14 protein-coding genes are annotated in these 19,277 nt (G+C 70.4%); 7 read left to right on the forward strand and 7 right to left on the reverse strand.

The genetic code is table 11. The features are described 5' to 3' along the window. Positions 1–26 precede the first annotated feature (26 nt). Both G6N31_RS14670 and G6N31_RS14675 read right to left on the reverse strand, forming a co-directional pair. Positions 27–1,199 carry a M20 family metallopeptidase gene (locus G6N31_RS14670; protein ID WP_098005272.1) on the reverse strand — a complete coding sequence of 391 codons (1,173 nt, stop codon included), beginning with the start codon at positions 1,197–1,199 and terminating at the stop codon, positions 27–29. After that, on the reverse strand, positions 1,196–2,374 hold the full coding sequence (locus G6N31_RS14675; protein WP_098005273.1) for a M20 family metallopeptidase: 1,179 nt from the start codon (positions 2,372–2,374) through the stop codon (positions 1,196–1,198). Before G6N31_RS14675 ends, G6N31_RS14670 begins: the two co-directional genes overlap by 4 nt. 50 nt (positions 2,375–2,424) lie before the next feature. Between G6N31_RS14675 and G6N31_RS14680 the strand changes: the two genes are divergently transcribed. Then, positions 2,425–3,210, forward strand: a complete 786-nt coding sequence (locus G6N31_RS14680; protein ID WP_420091184.1) for a purine-nucleoside phosphorylase — start codon at positions 2,425–2,427, stop codon at positions 3,208–3,210. Positions 3,211–3,214: 4 nt separating this feature from the next. Here G6N31_RS14680 and G6N31_RS14685 read toward each other — a convergent pair whose 3' ends face one another. After that, entirely contained in the window at positions 3,215–3,760 is a 546-nt protein-coding gene (locus G6N31_RS14685) for a TetR/AcrR family transcriptional regulator (RefSeq protein ID WP_098005275.1), read from the reverse strand. Positions 3,761–3,872: 112 nt separating this feature from the next. On the opposite strand from G6N31_RS14685, the gene G6N31_RS14690 reads away from it, so the two are divergent. Continuing rightward, positions 3,873–4,703: a hypothetical protein gene (locus G6N31_RS14690; RefSeq protein ID WP_244962234.1), complete on the forward strand. Its 831-nt coding sequence runs from the start codon at positions 3,873–3,875 to the stop codon at positions 4,701–4,703. Here G6N31_RS14690 and G6N31_RS14695 read toward each other — a convergent pair. After that, a complete protein-coding gene (locus tag G6N31_RS14695) occupies positions 4,591–5,664 on the reverse strand; it encodes an AbrB family protein (protein ID WP_098005276.1) in 1,074 nt (357 codons plus the stop codon). The genes G6N31_RS14690 and G6N31_RS14695 overlap by 113 nt on opposite strands. A gap of 22 nt (positions 5,665–5,686) precedes the next feature. Here G6N31_RS14695 and G6N31_RS14700 point away from each other — a divergent pair, with 22 nt between their 5' ends. Further along, positions 5,687–7,285: a phospho-sugar mutase gene (locus G6N31_RS14700; RefSeq protein WP_098005277.1), complete on the forward strand. Its 1,599-nt coding sequence runs from the start codon at positions 5,687–5,689 to the stop codon at positions 7,283–7,285. Here the strand turns inward: G6N31_RS14700 and upp are convergent. Then, entirely contained in the window at positions 7,267–7,890 is a 624-nt protein-coding gene (gene upp / locus G6N31_RS14705) for a uracil phosphoribosyltransferase (RefSeq protein WP_098005278.1), read from the reverse strand. The genes G6N31_RS14700 and upp overlap by 19 nt on opposite strands. Positions 7,891–7,953: 63 nt before the next feature. On the opposite strand from upp, the gene G6N31_RS14710 reads away from it, so the two are divergent. The 3 genes from G6N31_RS14710 to G6N31_RS14720 all read left to right on the forward strand — a co-directional run bounded on the left by G6N31_RS14710 (position 7,954) and on the right by G6N31_RS14720 (position 13,834). Continuing rightward, positions 7,954–8,250 carry a type VII secretion target gene (locus tag G6N31_RS14710; protein ID WP_234815451.1) on the forward strand — a complete coding sequence of 99 codons (297 nt, stop codon included), beginning with the start codon at positions 7,954–7,956 and terminating at the stop codon, positions 8,248–8,250. Next, positions 8,247–9,347: a C40 family peptidase gene (locus G6N31_RS14715; RefSeq protein WP_098005280.1), complete on the forward strand. Its 1,101-nt coding sequence runs from the start codon at positions 8,247–8,249 to the stop codon at positions 9,345–9,347. The genes G6N31_RS14710 and G6N31_RS14715 overlap by 4 nt, the downstream gene beginning before the upstream one ends. A 173-nt stretch (positions 9,348–9,520) precedes the next feature. Next, on the forward strand, positions 9,521–13,834 hold the full coding sequence (locus tag G6N31_RS14720; protein ID WP_133117718.1) for an Ig-like domain-containing protein: 4,314 nt from the start codon (positions 9,521–9,523) through the stop codon (positions 13,832–13,834). 467 nt (positions 13,835–14,301) lie between these two features. Here G6N31_RS14720 and G6N31_RS14725 read toward each other — a convergent pair whose 3' ends face one another. Then, complete coding sequence (locus G6N31_RS14725; RefSeq protein ID WP_163722188.1) at positions 14,302–14,469, reverse strand: hypothetical protein; 168 nt, start codon at positions 14,467–14,469, stop codon at positions 14,302–14,304. Between the two features lie 126 nt (positions 14,470–14,595). On the opposite strand from G6N31_RS14725, the gene G6N31_RS14730 reads away from it, so the two are divergent. Then, positions 14,596–16,785 (forward strand): beta-propeller fold lactonase family protein, encoded by a 2,190-nt coding sequence (locus G6N31_RS14730; protein ID WP_133117719.1) that lies wholly within the window; start codon positions 14,596–14,598, stop codon positions 16,783–16,785. Here the strand turns inward: G6N31_RS14730 and secA are convergent. Next, positions 16,702–19,272 carry a preprotein translocase subunit SecA gene (gene secA / locus G6N31_RS14735; protein ID WP_098005313.1) on the reverse strand — a complete coding sequence of 857 codons (2,571 nt, stop codon included), beginning with the start codon at positions 19,270–19,272 and terminating at the stop codon, positions 16,702–16,704. The genes G6N31_RS14730 and secA overlap by 84 nt on opposite strands. Between the last annotated feature and the right edge of the window lie 5 nt (positions 19,273–19,277).

Consider the following 19,277-nt stretch of genomic DNA (forward strand, 5'->3'; position numbering starts at 1 on the left):
ACAACCCGGGGCTCGCGTGACCGCGCTTACAGATCCCCGGCGCGGTCGACGATGTTGACCAGCAACCGCACCCCGACCCCGAGCGCGCGTTCGTCGAGGTCGAAGGTCGGCTGGTGCAGGTCCAGCTGCGGGCCGCGCCCGCTCCACACGCCCAACCGTGCCATCGCCCCGGGCACCTCCTCGAGATACCACGAGAAGTCTTCTCCTCCACCGGACTGCCGGGTATCGGCCAGCACGTCGGGGCCGATCGCCTCGATCGCGTGGGTCAGGATCCGGGTGGACACCTCTTCGTTGACCACCGGCGGCACCCCGCGCCGGTAGAGCACGCTGTACTCGATTCCCAGCGGCGCCAGCAGCGACGACACCGTCTCCCGCACAATGTCTTCCAGCGTGAGCCAGGTGTCACGGCTGGCGGTGCGGATGGTGCCGGCCAGGGTGCCGGTCTGCGGGATCGCGTTCGCCGCCACACCGGCATTGACCGCACCCCACACCATGACGGTGCTGTTGCGCGGGTCGATGCGCCGCGACAACACGCCGGGCACGCCGGTGATCAGGGTGCCCAGCCCGTAGACCAGGTCACCGGTCAGGTGCGGGCGCGAGGTGTGCCCGCCCGGCGAAAGCAGTGTGACCTCGATCTGGTCGGCGGCCGAGGTGATCGGCCCAGGCCGCACCGCGACCTTGCCGACGGCCAGCCGGGGATCGCAGTGCAGCGCGAAGATCCGCGACACCCCGGACAGCGCACCCGCTGCGATCGCGTCGAGCGCCCCGCCGGGCATCAGTTCCTCGGCGGCCTGGAACAGCAGCCGCACCCCGACCGGCAGTTCGGGGGCCGACGCCAGCGCCATCGCCGCGCCCAGCAGCACCGCGGTGTGCGCGTCGTGGCCGCACGCGTGCGCGGCGCCGGGCACCACCGACGAGTACGGCGCCCCGGTGCGCTCGTCCATCGGCAGCGCGTCCATGTCGGCGCGCAACGCCACCCGCGGCCCGTGGTCGGGCCCGAAGTCACACGTCAGCCCGGTGCCGCCGGGCAGCACCTTCGGATTCAGGCCGGCGTCGGCCAGCAGCGACGCGACGAACTGTGTCGTCGCGAACTCCTGCCGACCCAGTTCGGGGTGCTGATGCAGGTGGCGGCGCCACCCGACCATCTCGTCGTAGTGGGCCGAGAGCCACCGCGCGGCGGCGTGCGCCAACACGCTCATGACGCCCGCCGGTACTGCCGCTCCAGCACCCGGTCGCGCTGCTCGGCGCTCTCGGCCAGCGCCACCACCGTGCGCGCCAGCATCACCGCGCCCTCGACCACCGCGATGTCCGCGCTGGGCGACGCCGCGGCCGCGGCGAACTCGGGCTGGTGGATCGACGCGCCCGCGGAGTCGACGCCGATCACCGGGTGGATACCCGGCATCACCTGGGTCACGTTGCCCATGTCGGTGCTGCCCAGTGGCAGCGAGGCCTCCAGCTCGGTCGGCAGCGGGTTGCGACCCAGCCGGGTCATCTCCGTGCGCAGCGTCTCCGACAGCCACGCGTCCGGCGCCAGCTCGGCGTAGGCCGGCGCGGTCTCGGCCACGACGTGCTCGCAGCCGGTGGCCACCGCGCCCGCGGCGAAACACCCCGACATCCGGGTTTCCAACGCCCGCAACGATTCCGAGTCCGTCGCGCGCATCGTGTAGCGCAGCTCGGCGCGCGCCGGGATGACGTTGGCGGCCTGACCGCCGTCGGTGACGATGCCGTGCACCATCTGCCCCGGGGCCAGCTGCTGACGGGCCAGCCCGACGGCCACCTGCGCGACGGTGACCGCGTCGGCGGCGTTGACCCCGAGATAGGGCGCGACCGCGGCGTGCGACTCCCGGCCGGTGTAGCGGATCCGCACCTCCGACAGCGCCAGCGACCGCGCGGCGGCGATGTCGATCGGGCCGGGGTGCAGCATCACGGTCGCGGCGATGTCGTCGAAGACCCCGGCCTCGAGCATCAGCACCTTGCCGCCGCCCTCCTCCTCGGCGGGGGTGCCGAGCAGCACCACCGTCAGCCCGAGGTCATCGGCCACCTCGGCCAGCGCCAGCGCGGTGCCGACCGCCGACGCGGCGATGACGTTGTGCCCGCAGGCGTGCCCGATCTCGGGCAGCGCGTCGTACTCGGCGCAGATCCCGATGACCAGCGGACCGCTGCCGTAGTCGGCGCGGAACGCGGTGTCCAGGCCGGCCACCGGGCGGACGGAAAAGCCCCGTTCGGCGACCAGGGCCTGGGTCTTGGCGCAGCTGCGGTGTTCGGCGAACGCCAGCTCGGGTTCGGCATGAATGGCGTGCGACAGCTCGATCAGGTCGCCGCGGCGCCGGTAGACGGCATCTTCGACACGAGTCGACGCGGCGGCGGAGGGCATGGAGGCCAGTATCTCACTGCATGCGCGCCGCCGAACTAGGCTGCCCTTTCGTGGATGCACTCGCCGCGGAGGCGGCCGCCGCGCTGGCGCAGGCCACCGGCGTCGACCGCCACGACGTCGCCGTCGTGCTCGGCTCCGGCTGGGCGCCGGCGGCCGCCCAGCTCGGGGCGCCGGCCGCGGTCGTCGCGATGGCCGACCTGCCCGGGTTCACCCCGCCCAGCGCGCAGGGCCACACCGGTCAGGTGCTCTCGCTGCAGGTCGGTACGCACCGGGTGCTGGTGCTGCTGGGCCGGATCCATGCCTACGAGGGCCACGACCTGCGCCACGTGGTGCACCCGGTGCGCACCGCGTGCGCGGCCGGGGCCCACACCGTGGTGCTGACCAACGCCGCGGGCGGGCTGCGCACCGACTTCACCGTCGGGCAACCGGTGCTGATCAGCGACCACCTGAACCTGACCGGGCGCTCCCCGCTGGTGGGTGCCCGGTTCGTCGACATGGTCGACGCGTACTCGCCGCGGCTGCGCGAGGTGGCCCGCGCGATCGACCCGACGCTGGCCGACGGCGTCTATGCGGGTCTGCCCGGGCCGCAGTACGAGACCCCGGCCGAGATCCGGATGCTGCGCACGCTGGGCGCGGACCTGGTCGGGATGTCGACGGTGCACGAGACGATCGCCGCCCGCGAGTCCGGCGCCGAGGTGCTCGGGGTCTCGCTGGTGACCAATCTGGCGGCCGGGATGACCGGCGAGCCGCTCAGCCACGCCGAGGTGCTCGAGGCCGGACGTCAGTCCGCGACGCGGATGGGGTCGTTGCTGGCGTCGGTCATCGCCCGGCTCTGAGCCGTCATCCGGCCAGATAGCGCTGCAGGGTCGGGGCGACCCAATCGACGAGTTCGGCCCTCGTCAGGTCCGCCAGCGGGGGGAAGGCCAGTACGTAGCGACACAGCGCCAGGCCGAGCACCTGGGAGGCAGCCAGACTGGCCCGCACCGGGGCCTGACCCGGATCGCCGATCGCTTTGGCCACCACCGGCGCCAGTTGCGCGGCGAAGATCGTACGCATCCGTTCGGCCACAGCGTCATTGGTGACCCCCGAGCGCAGCAGGATCAACAGTGCCTCGTCGCGTTCCCAGCGCTCGACGAAGTGTCGGGCCAGCGCCGCGCCGAGCTGATCGGGGGCCACCTCGCTGAGATCGGGCAATTCCAGATCGAACTCCGCGGCGGCGGCGAAGAGGCCTTCCTTGTTGCCGAAATACCGCATGACCATCGAGGGATCGATGCCGGCATCGGCGGCGATGGCTCGGATGGTGGCGCGTTCGTAGCCGTCGGCGGCGAACCGCTCCCGGGCGGCGGCGAGGATGACGTTCTTCGTTGCAGCGGCCGACCGTCTCATGTCAACAAGTGTAGGCCAACAGGTGTTGACTTCCGGCCGCCGCCCTTCTACCGTTGTCAACAAGCGTTGGCCAACAGTTGTTGGCACAGTGTTCGAAGATAAGGAGCGAGTCGTGAAACTCCTCAGGCAGGACATGGCCGTCGTCGCCGACCTCACAGCACCCACCGCCCGCGGCTATCTCGTCCTGGCCGCCGAAACCGGCGCATGGGCCGGACCTCTTCCGGTTCCCTCCGGCCGCCGACGCCGGTTGACCCGGCAATTGGGCGCGCTGTGCGAGCAGCTGCGGCGCAACGAAGACGTCACCGAGGTGACTGCGTTTCGCGCGGCGTTGCGGCCTCCCGGCGAGGGGACGGCCCTGTTGCACCGCGCCGGCGTGCGGCCCGCGCGCTACGACGTCGTCGTGCTCGTCGAGACCCGCAACGTCGACGCTGTCGAGGCCGTCCGTACCAGTCGTCCCTATCGCGACCTCGCCGACACGATGTCCAGACACGCGCGGCACCTGTACCGACTTGCCGCCGCCAACGCCGCGCGCATCGCCGACGTCGACCACACCTACGATCGCTGGTTTCTGTTCAACTATTTCCATGGCGACGACACCGAGGGCGTGTACCGCATCTGGGAATACACCGCGGGCTGGTTTCAGCACCGCACCGATCTGCCCGACTCGACGTTGCTGCGACCGCTGGACGGTGAGCCGGCGGACTACCGGCTCGTCAATCATGCCAGCTGGCCGGCCGTGCGCACCTTCCTGCCCAGCCTGCTGTTCCGACCCAGCTTCCGGTCCTTCGTCCTCGCCAACTTCAGAGCCAATGGTATTGCGGCGCAGCCGATCATCTATCGGCGGGTATGGAGTTCCGCTTCGTCCCCCAGTGCGCCACCGCGCGGGCGGTCAGCGGCGCGCAGAACAGCATCAGCAGGATCCGCACCACCTGCGCGGCGATGATGAACGTGACATTGGCGCCGGTGTCGGCGGCGGTGGCGAGCACCGCGTACACCCCGCCCGGGCTGGTGGCCAGGTAGCCGTCCAGCAGGGTCACCCCGGTGACCTGGGAGAGCACCACGCCCAGGCCCGCGGTCACCACGCCCAGCGCCAGGATCAGCGCCACGGCCAGCGGTAGCAACCGCCCGACCGCGCGCAGCGACTCCCGGGTGAACGCCAGTCCGGCCTGCCAGCCGATCAGCGCGTAGCCGGCCTGCACCAGGATCGTCGGCACGGCCAGCCCGAAGGAGTATCCGCTGAGCTCCAGCGCCACGGTCAGCGCGAGCGGGCCGAGCAGCCCTGCCCCGGGCAGCCGGATCCGGCGGGCCAGGTAGCCGCCGATGAGCACCAGCCCGGCCAGCAGGGCCAGGCTCAGATACCAGGGGGCGTGCCGGTCGGGGCCGGTGGCCGCGGGCTGCGCGGTGTCCGCGCGGTAGATCAGGGTGACCACGACGGGCATCGACGCGGTGATCAGTGCGACCCGCAGGTACTGCACGACGGCCACCACGCGGTCGTCGCCACCCAGCTCGCGCGCGATCGCGACCAGCCCGGACGCGCCGCCGGCGACCAGGGCCAGCGCCCCGGTCAGCGCGTTGACGTCGCGGTGCAGGCCGAGCAGCACACCGGCGATGACGCTCAAGCCCAGCGTCGCGACGGCCACCGCCGCCACCATCGGCCAATCGTCGCCCAGCGCCGACAGCGCGTCGGGTTGCACCATGGTGCCGATGTAGACCCCGAGCACGCCCTGGGCGGCCAGGCCGAGCGGGCGCGCGACACGGGCCGGGGTCGGCGAGGTCAGCGCGAACCCGATACCGACCACCAGAGCGGCGAACAACGCCGCCGACGGCACCCCCAGCAACGCCAGACCGACCGAGGCGGCGGCGGTCACCGCGGCCAGCACCAGCCATCGGGCGATGTGTCGCATCCGTCCTGGATACCCTGCGGTGATGATCTCGGTCCAGGAGTGGCTGGCGCACGACCCCGACCCCGGCGCCGCGGCCGAACTCGCCGCGTGCAGCGAGGCCGAGCTCGCCGACCGGTTCGCCGGGACGCTGACGTTCGGCACGGCCGGGCTGCGGGGACCGTTGCGCGCCGGACCCAACGGGATGAACCTGGCGGTGGTGCTGCGGGCGACGTGGGCGCTGGGCCGGGTGCTGCTCGACCGGTCGCCGGCCGGCGCGGCGGTGGTGGTGGGTTACGACGCGCGGCACCGCTCGGCCGAGTTCGGCCGCGCCGCCGCCGAAGTGCTTGCCGCACAGGGCTTCGCGGTGACGCTGATGTTCGCCCCGGTGCCGACGCCGGCGGTTGCCTACGCGGTACGGGCGACCGGGGCGGTGGCCGGGGTGCAGATCACCGCGTCGCACAATCCGCCGACCGACAACGGCTACAAGGTGTATCTGTCCGGCGGCCTGCAGATCGTCTCGCCGACCGACCAGGAGATCGAAACCCGGATTGCCGCAGCACCGTTCGCCGACGAGATCGCCCGCACCCGGGTGGCGGCATCGGGTGCGGAGCTGGTGCGCGCCTACGTCGAACGCGCGGCGTCGGTGCGCCGCACTGCCGGGTCGCTGCGGGTGGCGCTGACCCCGCTGCACGGGGTCGGCGGCGACTTCGCCTGTGATGCGTTGGCGTTGGCGGGATTCGACGACGTGCACGTCGTGCCGGAGCAGTTCGCGCCGGACCCGGACTTCCCGACGGTGGCGTTTCCGAACCCGGAGGAACCCGGCGCGGTCGATGCGCTGCTGGCGCTGGCTGCCGAGGTCGACGCCGACATCGGCATCGCGCTGGACCCCGACGCCGACCGGTGCGCCGTCGCCGTCCCCACCCCCGACGGGTGGCGACTGCTCAGCGGTGACGAAACCGGCTGGCTACTCGGCGATTACGTGCTGTCCGCCGGTCTCGACCAGGCGGTGGTGGCCAGCACGGTGGTGTCGTCGCGGATGCTGGCCTCGATCGCGGCCGTCCACGGCGCCCGCCATGTCGAGACGCTGACCGGCTTCAAGTGGCTGGCCCGCGCCGACGCCGACGGCGAGGGCACGCTGGTCTACGCCTACGAGGAGGCCATCGGGCACTGCGTGGACCCGGACGCGGTGCGCGACAAGGACGGAATCAGCGCCGCGGTGCTGGCCTGCGACCTCGTGGTGGCGCTGCGCCGGCAGGGCCGCACCGTTCTCGACGCGCTCGACGACCTCGCCCGACGCCACGGCGTGCACACCACCACCGCGGTCACCCGCAGGGTGAACACCCCGGAGCAGGCCGCGGCGGTGATGGCCCGGCTGCGGGCGGCCCCACCCACCGAGGTGGCCGGGGTGGCGCTGCACGTGACCGATCTTCAGCCGCGCACCGACGCGCTGGTGTTCACCAGCGGCGACGACACCGCATCGGTCCGGGTGGTGGTGCGCCCGTCGGGCACCGAGCCGAAACTCAAGTGCTACATCGAGATCCGCTGCAGCGGCGAGCTCGAGCCGGCACGGGCCCGGGCCGCCGCACAGCAGGCCGCAGTCGCCGCGGACGTGCGCACCTGGGGTCAGCGCGGACCGAACTGACGGTCCCCGGCGTCGCCCAGACCGGGCACGATGTAGGCGAATTCGTTGAGCCCGGAGTCGATGGCCGCGGTGAACAGCCGCAGATCGGGCGCCACCTTGTCGACCGCGGCGATTCCGTCCGGGGCGACCACGACACAGATCGCGGTGACGTCGACGGCGTCGCGGGCATAGAGCAACTCCAGTGTGTGCACCATCGAACCGCCGGTGGCCAGCATCGGGTCCAGCACGATCACCGGTTGGCGGCTGAGGTCGTCGGGCAGCGACTCCAGGTACGGCGTCGGCTGGTGCGTCTCCTCGTTGCGGGCCACCCCGACGAACCCGACCCGGGCCTCCGGGATCAGCGCGTGGGCCTGGTCGACCATGCCCAGTCCGGCCCGCAGCACCGGGACCAGCAGCGGCGGGTTGGCCAGCCGGGTGCCGGCGGTCTCGACCAGCGGGGTGCGCACCGCGACGATGTCGACGGGCAGCTGCCGGGTGGCCTCGTAGACCAGCATCAGCGTCAGGTCGCGCAGCGCGGCACGGAATGCGGCGTTGTCGGTGCGCTCGTCGCGCAGGGTGGTCAGCCGCGCCGCGGCCAGCGGGTGGTCGACAACGCGCACGTCCATGACCGTGAACCCTAACGGGAACCGATCGCGGATTCGCCGCGTCCTAACGGTATGTTCGCGCGCTTGTCCGTCGACACCGATTCCGTCCGCACCTACGGCGCCAACTCGTCGGGGCACGCCGCCGACCTGCACGACGTGGCACACCGGCTCGGCGGCGTCGGCAGCAGCGCGGCCGCGGCACTCGGACCGGTGGGCGCGCGGTTCACCGCGGCGCTGACCCGGGCCGCTGCCGGGGAGGCGACGGCGCTCGTCGCGCTGAGCGGCTCGCTGGCCGGTGCCCGCGACGCGGCGACCGGCGCGGCGACGGCCTACGAGAGTTCCGACGCCGATGCGGGCGCGCGGGTGGCAGGGCTCTGGTGACCCCCAGCCCGCTGGTCAGCGCGTTGTCGGCGCCGATCCGCCAGGTGCAGGCGCTGGTCGGGCCCGGCTGGTCCGGTGACCCGTCCGCCGACCCCGCCGCGGTACTGGGCGGGGTGCGCGACATGCTCGCCGGCATCGCCGGTGACGCCGACCGGGCTTGGCGGGCCGCCGACGCCGGCTGGTCCGGTGCGGGTGCGGACGCCGCCGCCGAGTTCGCCGCGTCCACCGCGGCCGCGATCGACGGGGCGGCCGAGCGGGCGGGCCGGTTGGGCAGCACCGCCGATCAAGCCGCTGCCGCGGTCGCCCGGGCCCGTCGCCGGCTGCAGGACCTGGTCGACGAGTTCGAAGCCAAGGCCGGCGCGCTGGAACCACAGCTGGAGTCGCCCGGGATGGCCAAGCGGCTGCTGACCGAGGCCCGCGACGCGCTGGCCCGGGCCATCGCGATCGTCGAGGAACTACAGGCCGAACTCGACGCCCACGCCACGGCCGTCGCGGCCGATGGCCCGGCGCCACCGTCCACCGCACCGGCGGGGTGGTCGGGCGGCGCTCCGGCGGCCGGCGGCGGTGCTCCGTCCGGGGGCATTCCGCTGGGCGGCGCACCCTCGGGCGGGGCGCCCCCGGGCTCAGGCGGCGGGCTGGCCGAACTGGCGAGCTTCACCCGACCGGAGGGTGTCGAGACGCCCGACGCGGCGACGTTCGGGGAGGGGGTGGCGGTGCGGCTGCCCGACGGCTCGGTGGTGATGGCGCCCAACCCGGTTGCGGCGTCGGCGGTGCGCCACGCGTTGACCCAGCTCGGCGTGCCGTACCAGTGGGGCGGGACGACGCCGGGTGTCGGGCTGGACTGCAGCGGCCTGACCCAGTGGGCGTATGACCAAGCGGGACTGGATATTCCGCGGCTGGCGCAGGAGCAGGACATCGGCACCGCGGTAGCCGCCGCCGACCTGCGGCCGGGTGACCTGGCGGTGTGGGACGGCCACGTCGCGATGATCGTCGGCGACGGCACCATGATCGAGGCCGGTGACCCGGTGCAGCTGTCGCCGGTCCGCACGACGAACCTCAACCAGGGGTTCCAGGGCTTCTGGCGGCCGACGGCGTAACCGGATTGTCCACCCACCGGCGGTCCCGAGTCGCACGTTGTCGGATTGCTGTCTCCGACTGGTGGCGCGGCCGAATGAATTCCTGTGCCGACTCGATGCAGGTGAAGCCGATCTTGACACGTCCGAAAATTAGTTAGCTCGTTTCGGTACGACTTTGCCGCTCTCGTGTGACGATGAGCGTTCACCGGCGGCAGAACGTCCGCCGCAAGGGCGGACGGATTCTCATGGGGTATGCCCAGTACGTAGGTCGCGTTGGCGCGTTAGCGGTGTCGCTCGGAATCGGGGCGGCGGTCGCCACCGGCCATGGCATCGGACTCGGCATCGCCGCCGCGGACGAGACCGGGAAGCGTCCCTCGATCGATGCCCGGTCGAACCCGCCGGCCCCGTCCCGGGACGCGCCGATGCCCTCCACCGACCGCGGGGATCTCGAGTCCGACGAGTCGGACGTCGACCTCGTCGAAGCGGACTCCCCGTCCGAGGACACCAGTGTCGACGCGCCGATGACCGTCGACGAGGACCCCGTCGACGAAATCGACAGTCAAGCACCGGCACCCGAACCGGCTCCGCGACGCGCGGCCCGAGCACACGCCACGGTGTCGACGCCTGCGCGGCAAGATGATTCGCGCTACGCCAACCCCGACGCGTCCGCCACCGAACGCGTGCACACACCGCTGTTCTCCGCGCAGAACGCGGACGATGTCGGAACAACGGGTGATCGGCGGTCGGCCCCCAGCACTGCCACCACAGAGCACGAGCTTGTTTCAGCGACGATTCCGGCCGCGCCTGCGCCACTGAAGCGTCAGCCCGTCGGACCGGTGGAGGCGACCCTGGGGGCGCCCGGAGCGATCTTCAACATCGCGGCCACGGCTGTCAGCATGCTGCTGGCGCCGTTCATCGCACCGGCGCCGACCGCCCCGGCGCGGCCCCCGTTGACCCTGTTCGCCCTGCTGGGTTGGGTCAGACGCGAGATCCAGCGAACCTTCTTCAACCGCACCCCCAACGCGGTGGTCGACGAGGTCACCACCTCCGAAGGCCTCGCCACCACGATTCCGGTGCTGGCCAACGACATCGACGCCGACGGCGACGTCCTGACCGTGACGAGACTGACCCAGCCCGAGCACGGGACGGTGGTGCTCAACGCCGACGGCACCATCACCTACACGCCCGACGGTGATTTCTTCGGCACCGACTCCTTCACCTATCGCGTCTCCGATGCGGGCAGCCCGTGGCACATCCACGGCCTATCCGGCTTCTTCGCGGGCGGCGGGCACGCCCACACCGGTCAGGTGAACGTCACCGTCACCGCCGTCAACGACGCCCCGGTGGCCGTCGATGACGCCGTCACCACTGCCGAGGACACCGCCGTCTCAGGCCATCTCCTGGACAACGACAACGACGTCGACACTCCGGCCGCCGCGCGGTCTGCTGCCCTGGCCACCGGGCCGACCAATGGCACCGTCGTGGTCGGCCCCACCGGGACCTACACCTACACCCCGAACGCCCACTTCCACGGCACAGACGAATTCACCTACACCCTCTCCGACGGTGACCTCACCGACATCGGGAAGGTGGCGATCACCGTCACGCCGGTCAACGATGCGCCCGTTGCCGCTGCGGACACCGTCAGCATCGCCGAGGACACCCACGCCAACCACATCGACGTGCTGGCCAACGACACCGACCACGACACCGATGACACCCACACCGTGCACGCCGTCACCGACGGGGCCAACGGCACCGTGGTCAACAACGGCACCTCGGTGCTCTACACCCCGAACCCTGACTTCCGCGGCACCGACAGCTTCACCTACACGACCATCGACAGCGCCGGCGCCACCTCGACCGCCACGGTGACCGTCAACGTGAGCAATGTCAACGACACCCCGACCGCCGTCCCCGACGCGTTCACCACCGCCGAAGACACCCCGGTGACCCTCGATGTCCTGGACAACGACACCGACCCCGACGAGGACGGGCTGGGGCGCGAACTGGTCACCGCGCCCGGCCATGGCACGCTCACCGAGATCAACGACGGACCGGACGCCGGTGCATGGATCTACACGCCGGCCCCCGACTTCCACGGCACCGACTCCTTCACCTACCGCGCCGTCGACGGCACCGAACACAGCAACACCGTCACGGTCACCATCACCGTCACGGCCGTCAACGACGCGCCGGTCGCCTACGCCGACACGTATGCGACCGCACAGAACACCCCGTTGATCGTGGCCGTCGCCGGGGGCGTCCTGGCCAACGACAGCGACCCGGACGCCAGCGACCCGGACGACACCCCCTTGACGGCCATCGTCGTCGACCACCCCGACCACGGCACCCTGGTCCTGAATCCCGACGGCTCCTTCACCTACACCCCGGTCACCAACTATCACGGCACCGACACCTTCACCTACACCGTCTTCGACAGCGACCTGGCCGGCAACACCGCCACCGTCACCGTGACAGTCGACGCGGTCGCGAGTCCGATCACCGCGAACGACGATGTCTACACCGGCCTTCCGGGCGACAACATCGACGTGTCCCCGACCGCCAACGACACCACCGAACTGACCAGCCCGCTGGGCCGCGTCACCATCGTCGCCGGGCCGGCGAACGGCCGCCTGTTCGAGACGCTCGGCAGGTGGACCTACAGCTCGCTGGACGACTTCGTGGGAACCGACACGTTCACCTACGTGGTCGCGGACAGCTCGGACCCCACGGTGGTGTCCAACACCGCGACGGTCACCATCAACGTCGTGCGCCCGATCGTCGCCAACGACGACGCGTACACCGCGGTCAGCGGCGCGGCGGTCGCGCTCACCCCGGCCGTGACCGCCAACGACACCACGGTCCTCGACCGGCCCTTCGGCCCGATCACCATCCTGACCGGGCCGAAAAACGGTCAACTGTTCGACGACAACGGCGTGCTCACCTACCGGTCCTGGGACGGCTTCCTGGGAACCGACAGCTTCACCTACACGGTCCCCGACATGTTCAACTCCGACGTCGTCTCCAATGTCGCGACCGTCGTCATCACCGTCGTCCCGTACAACCCGCTCACGGCCGTCGACGACGCGTACGCCATCCTCGGCAGAGCGACCGTGCTCACCCCGACCGCCAACGACACCAGCGACCTGTCCCGGCCGCTGGGCGCGATCACCATCGTCGACGGTCCGAGCAACGGCACGCTGACCCAGACCGGCGGCACCCTGACCTACACACCCACCGCCGGCTATGTGGGGGCCGACAGCTTCACCTATACGGTGGGCGACAGCGTGGACTCCACCCTGGAGTCCAACACCGCGACCGTGACGCTCACCGTCATCGCGTACAACCCGATCCTCGCCACCGACGATGCGTTCACGATCCCCTTCGACACCCCCACCGCGCTCACACCCGGGCTCACCGTCAACGACACCTCGGATCTGGGAAATCCGTTGGGCGCCATCACGATCACCGACGGACCTGCGAACGGAACGCTCACCAACGTCGGCGGCACATTCACCTACACGCCCAACGCCGGCTACAGCGGAACCGACACCTTCACCTACACCGTGGCCGACAGCGTCGACCCCGCAAAGGTGTCCGTGCCGGCCACCGTGACCCTCACCGTCTCCCCGTACAGCCCGATCCTCGCGCGCAACGACGTCTACACGGTGCTGTCCGGCAACTTCGCGACCCGCCTGTTGCCCGCGATCACCGCCAACGACACCAACACGATCAGCGAGCGACTGGGCGCCATCAGCATCGTCACCGCCCCGACCCACGGCACGATCATCGAGCGCGACGGAGTCCTGACCTACAGCCCGTTCGACGACTACACCGGGATCGACTCGTTCACCTACACCGTCGCCGACAGCGGATACCCGAACATCGTGTCCAACCCGGCGACCGTGACGCTGATCGTCGTCGACTCCCTACCCGTCTTCGCCAACGATGACAACCTCCGGGTATTCACCAACGAACCGTTGACCCTGACGCCGACGATCACCAGAAACGACGGGACCGCCGCCGGCAACGAAGTCGGGGCGATCAGCGTGCTCAGCCAACCGGTCAACGGCACGCTCACCGAGACCAACGGGACGCTGATCTACACGCCCAACACAAATTTCAACGGAGTGGACAGCTTCGTCTACACGGTCGCCGACAGCGCAGACCCGACGGTGGTGTCCCTCCCCGCGCAGGTCACCCTCACCGTCAGCGACCCGATCGCCGCCACCAACGACTTCTACTGGGTCTCCGCGAACGTCACCACCACGCTGAGCCCGGCGGCCACTGCCAACGACGTGACCTACACCGGTAACGCACTGGGCGCGCCGGTGTTCTCGGCCCAACCCCTCGGCGGCACGGTCACCGTCGTCGGCAACACGTGGGTCTTCACTCCGAGAGCCGGCTTCACCGGACTCACCACCCTCGGCTACACCGTGGCCGACAGCGTCAACCCCGGATGGAAAGACAGCGCCATCGTCTTCATCACCGTCTCCGCGGACTGAGAGCCGCCGAGTCCGCCGAAGCTTGGGCTTGCGGCATTGCCGAAATGTAGCGCGGCCCTGCCGTCCTGATTCTCCGCAGCACAGAAACGCTCTGCATGGGGGACTTACGTCCCTAGCTGAGGGCATGAACGGTGTCGTTCACTGAGTTTGCTCATTTGATCAAGGGTCGATTCTCAACGGGGGACAGTGATGACCGCGACCGCTGCGTCTGAAAACCACACAGGCGGGCGACCGCTGACGTGGACGTTGGTCCATGCCGAGCCGGGCGCGTTGGTGTACGCGGCGCCCGGGCTGCCACCCGTCCACGCGCCGGTGCGGCGCGCGCAGGCGAGTAGATGGGCGCCGCAAGGCGCGCCCGCCGCGCGCCGTGACCCTGCCGAGGAGCACGGGGCGCTGCACTACGTCGAGTACCTCGGCCTGGTGGGGGTGCTGGCCGCCGCACTGGGCGTGGGGGCGGCGTTGGCCGGTCAGTCGGCGGTCGCCTCGGCAGAGCCCACCGAGTCGGACTCCTCGACGTCGACCAGCGCCACCGAGTCCAGCGCCACCGAGTCCGACACCGGCGAGTCCAGCGATACCGCGGCCGAGGACTCCGACGACGCGCGGACCTCCGAGCCGTCCGACCAAACCGACGACATGGCAACGTCATCCGAGGTGAGTGACGAGTCGACGGCCGAGGCCGACGAAGCCCGGCCGAACCCGTCGCAACCACCTCGGGCACCGGCACGGTCACCGGGCTATTGGACACGCTGGGCCTGGGCCCGGTGGACAGCACGGTCGGCCCGGCCGCCGACAGCCCGACCTTCCAGGTCACCGGCGGCCCCGCCGACGGCACCGTCACCATCGCCCCCGACGCCACCTTCACCTACTCCTCAAGCACGGTGGCTCCGGACACCGCGCCCACCGACCTGCCGGACAACTTCACCGTCACCGTCAGCGACCCCCGCGGCGACGCCACCACCGTGCAGGTCAGCGTCGCCCCGGACCCGGCCGCCGGCGCGGGCACCAGCCTGGTGCTCACCGGTTCGGACGGCGCCGCCGACGAGGTCCATGTCGCGCTCAGCCCCACCGACTCCGACGAGGCGGGCCGGCTGGTCGTGCACAGCTCCACCTACCCCGCCGACGCGGCGAGCGAGTTGACGGTCGAGTCCATCGCGGTGGGCCGCAATCCGCAGCAGGTGGCGGCCCACCCGGTCCTTCCGCTGGTCTACGTGGCCAACCAGGTCGACAAGACCGTGACGGTCGTCGACCGCACCACCGGCAGCGTGGTGGCCACGATCCCGGTCGGCGGCTCGGCGACCGCTGTCGCCGTCACCCCCGACGGCACCCGCGCCTATGTCACCCTCAAGAGCTTTCTCGGCAAGGTCGCGGTCATCGACACCGCCACCAATACCGTGGTGACCACGGTCCGGGTGGGCTCCCATCCGACCGGGCTGGCCGTGAGCCCCGACGGCGCCCGACTGTATGTGGCCAACAAGAACGGCCACAGCGTGTCGGTCATCGACACCGCCACCAACAAGGCAGTCGACGCCAATCCGAGTCTGTTCGCCACCCGGATCAGGGTCGGGGCCTACCCCAGCGCGTTGGCCCTCAGCGCCGACGGCACCCGGCTGTATGTGGCCAACACCGGCAGCAATTCGGTGTCGGTCGTCAACACCACCACCTACCGAACGGTCGACGCCAACCCCAGCTTCTTCTCCACCAGGGTCCGGGTGGGTTCCTCGCCCAGCGCGCTGGCGGTGGCGCCCGACGGCTGCCAGGTGTACGTGGCCAACACCGCCGGCGACACCGTGTCGGTGATCGACGTCGACGCCGCCGCCGGCACCTACCGCGTGGTCGACACCGACCCCAATGCCGCGGGGACCCAGTCGATCTTCGTGGGCTGCTCGCCGACGTCGGTGGCCGTCAGCCCCGACGGCAGCCGGGTGTATGCGGCCTTGAGCAGCGACATGGTGGCGGTGATCGACACCGCCAGCCACCGTGTGAGCCTCACCCAGATCGACACCGCGCCCGAATCGGGCGCGCACACACTGGCGTTGGGCCCGGACGGGCAGGTCTATGTGATCGATGCGGTGGACCAGACCCTGCGGTCGATGCCGGCGGTCGACGGCGTGGTCACAATGGGACGCTCCGCCCTGGTCCTGCCGGACACCGATGGATTCACCGTGGAGGCAACGTGGTACTTCCCTAACCGCGCCGACGGGCCGGTCGGGCTGATCTATCTGCAGCACGGCGCCTGGCGCAGCGACATCTACGTGTCGGCGCTGGCTCAGCACCTAGCTGATCGGACCAACAGCATCGTGGTCACCCCGACCTTCGCGTCGGAAGTCCTTGCCCGCTACAACGTCGCGGGGACCCGGGTCGCCGAAGCCGTCACGGCGCTGTTCGCCGGGGACCGCGCCGAACTGGCGGCCAGTGCCGCCGCCGCGGCCGGGCGTGCCGTGCCGCTGCCGCAGCAGTTCGTGCTCGCCGGCCATTCCGCCGGCGGCAAACTCGTCGCCGTGGCCGCCGGTTACCTGACCGATGCCGGCGCGGCGGGTGACCTCAAGGGCGTCGTCATGTTCGACCCGTTCAGCGATGGTGACGCCACCGCGGGCTTGGCCAAGCTGACCGGCGCCCACGCCGTCCCGGTCGCGATGATCTCCGCGGCACCCTGCGCGTGGAACGACTGGGGCGACAACACCGTCGAGATCATCGACGCCGCACCGGATTCGTTCGTCGCCATCCGGCTCGACGGTGGCAGCCACATCGACGCCGAGGGCGCCAGCTCCGACGCGCTGGGCATGGTCGGCTGCGGGGTATCGCTGCCGCAGAACGCCGCTGCGCTGCAAACCATCACCGCGGGATGGATCACCGATTTCTTCGCCGGCTCACACGACGGGATCTACGGTCCGCAGGGGACGCCGGTCGCCGTCAGCGGCGCCACCGGCACGGTGATCGCCGCCAAGGGGTAGCCCTCCCGCGAGGTCGGCGTGAAACAGCGACCGGATGAACTGTTCCTTCACGGCCTCGACCATGCGCACGAACATGTTGTACCCCTCGGCGTGGTATTCGACGACGGGATCGCGCTGGGCCATCGCGCGCAACCCGATTCCTTCTTTGAGGTAGTCCATCTCGTAGAGGTGCTCACGCCACTTTCCGTCGATGCTGTCGAGCAGAAGGTCACGTTCGAGTCGGCGCATCGTCTTCTCCCCGAGCCGCTCCCGGATCTCGATTTCGCGCCGCTGCAACGCTGCCTGCGCATCGTCGACCACCGCGCGCAGCAGCGCCTTGCGCGTCCATCGGCTCCTCAGCAGCGAATCACGGTGCAGAGTAGTCGGATAGAGCTGCGCCAGGGCTGCCCACAGCGCCTCGAGATCCCAGTGCGCGGCCCGCCGCTCGACGGTTCCCTCAGTGACGTAGGCGGTGACCACCTCGAGCATCATGTCGCGGATGTGGGGCGCTAGGTTCTCGCCGTCGAGGATCCGTGACCGGGCGCCGTAGACCACCTTGCGCTGCTGATCCATCACCTCGTCGTATCTGACGATGTTCTTGCGGGTCTCGAAGTTCTGTTGCTCGACCTGGGCTTGGGCGCTGACGATCGCCCGGGTGACGACGTTGGCGCTGATCGGTTCGGCGTCGGGCATCCTCAGTCGTGTCATCAACTTGTCCAGGTTCACGGTGCTGAACCGCCGCATCAGGTCGTCCCCGAGCGAGAGGTAGAACCGGGTCTCGCCCGGGTCGCCCTGGCGGCCCGACCGGCCCCGGAGCTGGTTGTCGATGCGGCGGGCTTCGTGACGTTCGGTGCCCAGCACGTAGAGCCCGCCCAGGGCCCTGACTTGCGCTGCCTCCCTGGCAGATTCGTCTTTGACCCGCGGACGCTCCACCCGCCAGGCGGCCTCGTACCCGTCGGGGGTCTGCACCGGATCCAGGCCGCGGCCCCGCAGCCGCTTGTCGGTGAGGAAGTCGACGTTGCCACCGAGCATGATGTCGGTGCCGCGGCCGGCCATGTCGGTGGCCACAGTGACTGCACCGACACGGCCGCCCTCGGCGACGATCGCCGCCTCCTGTTCGAGATGCTTGGCATTGAGCACCGTATGCGGGACACCCCGCCCGGTGAGCCGGCCGGACAGGTACTCCGACTTCTCGACACTGGTGGTGCCGATCAGCACGGGTTGCCCAGCGGTATACCGGGTCGCGATGTCGTCGACCACGGCGTCGAACTTCGCGAGCTCGGACTTGTAGATCACATCGGCCGCGTCACGGCGGATCATCGGCGCGTTCGGGGGAATCGTGATGACCCCCAGGCGATAGATGTCCCGGAACTCGGCGGCCTCGGTCTGTGCGGTGCCGGTCATCCCGGCGAGCTTGTGATAGATGCGGAAGTAGTTCTGCAGCGTGACGGTGGCCAGCGTCTGATTCTCGGGCTTGATCTCCACCCCCTCTTTCGCCTCGATGGCCTGGTGCAGACCCTCGTTGCAGCGGCGGCCGATCAGCACCCGACCGGTGAACTCGTCGACGATCAGCACTTCGCCGTCGTCGGTGACGATGTAGTCCTTGTCACGGTGAAACAGCGCCTTTGCCCGTAACGCATTGTTGAGGTGGCTGACCAGTGCCGAGTTGGCGACCTCGTACAGATTGCCGACGCCGAGCTGGTCCTCGACGTACGCGACACCGGCCTCGAGGACACCGACGACGCGCTTGCGGACATCGACCTCGTAATGAGTGTCGGCGGTCATCAGCGCGGCGAGGCGCGCGAACTCCACGTACCACTGGGACGCATCGTCGGCCGGCCCGGAGATGATCAGCGGGGTGCGCGCCTCGTCGATGAGGATGGAGTCGACCTCGTCGACGATGGCGTAGTGGTGGCCGCGCTGGACGCGGTCTTCCCGGTGGTGCGCCATGTTGTCGCGCAGGTAGTCGAAACCGAATTCGTTGTTGGTGCCGTAGGTGATGTCGGCGGCGTACGCGGCCCGTCGCTCGGGGGGCTCCATCTCCGACAGGATGACGGCGGCGCGCAGACCCAGGAATCGGTGCACCCGCCCCATCTGTTCGGCGTCGCGCTTGGCCAGGTAGTCGTTGACGGTGACGATGTGGACCCCGTCGCCGGCCAGCGCGTTGAGGTAGGCGGGCATCACGCACGCCAGAGTCTTCCCCTCACCGGTCATCATCTCGGCGATGTTGCCGAAGTGCAGAGCGGCACCGCCCATCACCTGGACGGGATAGGGACGCAGGCCGAGCACCCGCCACGCCGCCTCCCGCGCCACAGCGAACCCCTCGGGCAGCAGGAGATCGAGCGGGGCGCCGCCGGCGATCCGCCTCCGCAGCTCGTCGGTCTTGGCGCGCAGTTCGGCGTCGGTCAGGGTTTCGCACAGGGCTGACAGGTCCTCGACGTAGTCGGCGATCCCGGTGAGCTGCTTGATGACCCGGCCTTCTCCCAGGCGGAGGACGTCAAAGAGCATGCGAT

The sequence above is a fragment of the Mycolicibacterium duvalii genome (assembly GCF_010726645.1).
GTDB classification, from domain to species: domain Bacteria; phylum Actinomycetota; class Actinomycetes; order Mycobacteriales; family Mycobacteriaceae; genus Mycobacterium; species Mycobacterium duvalii.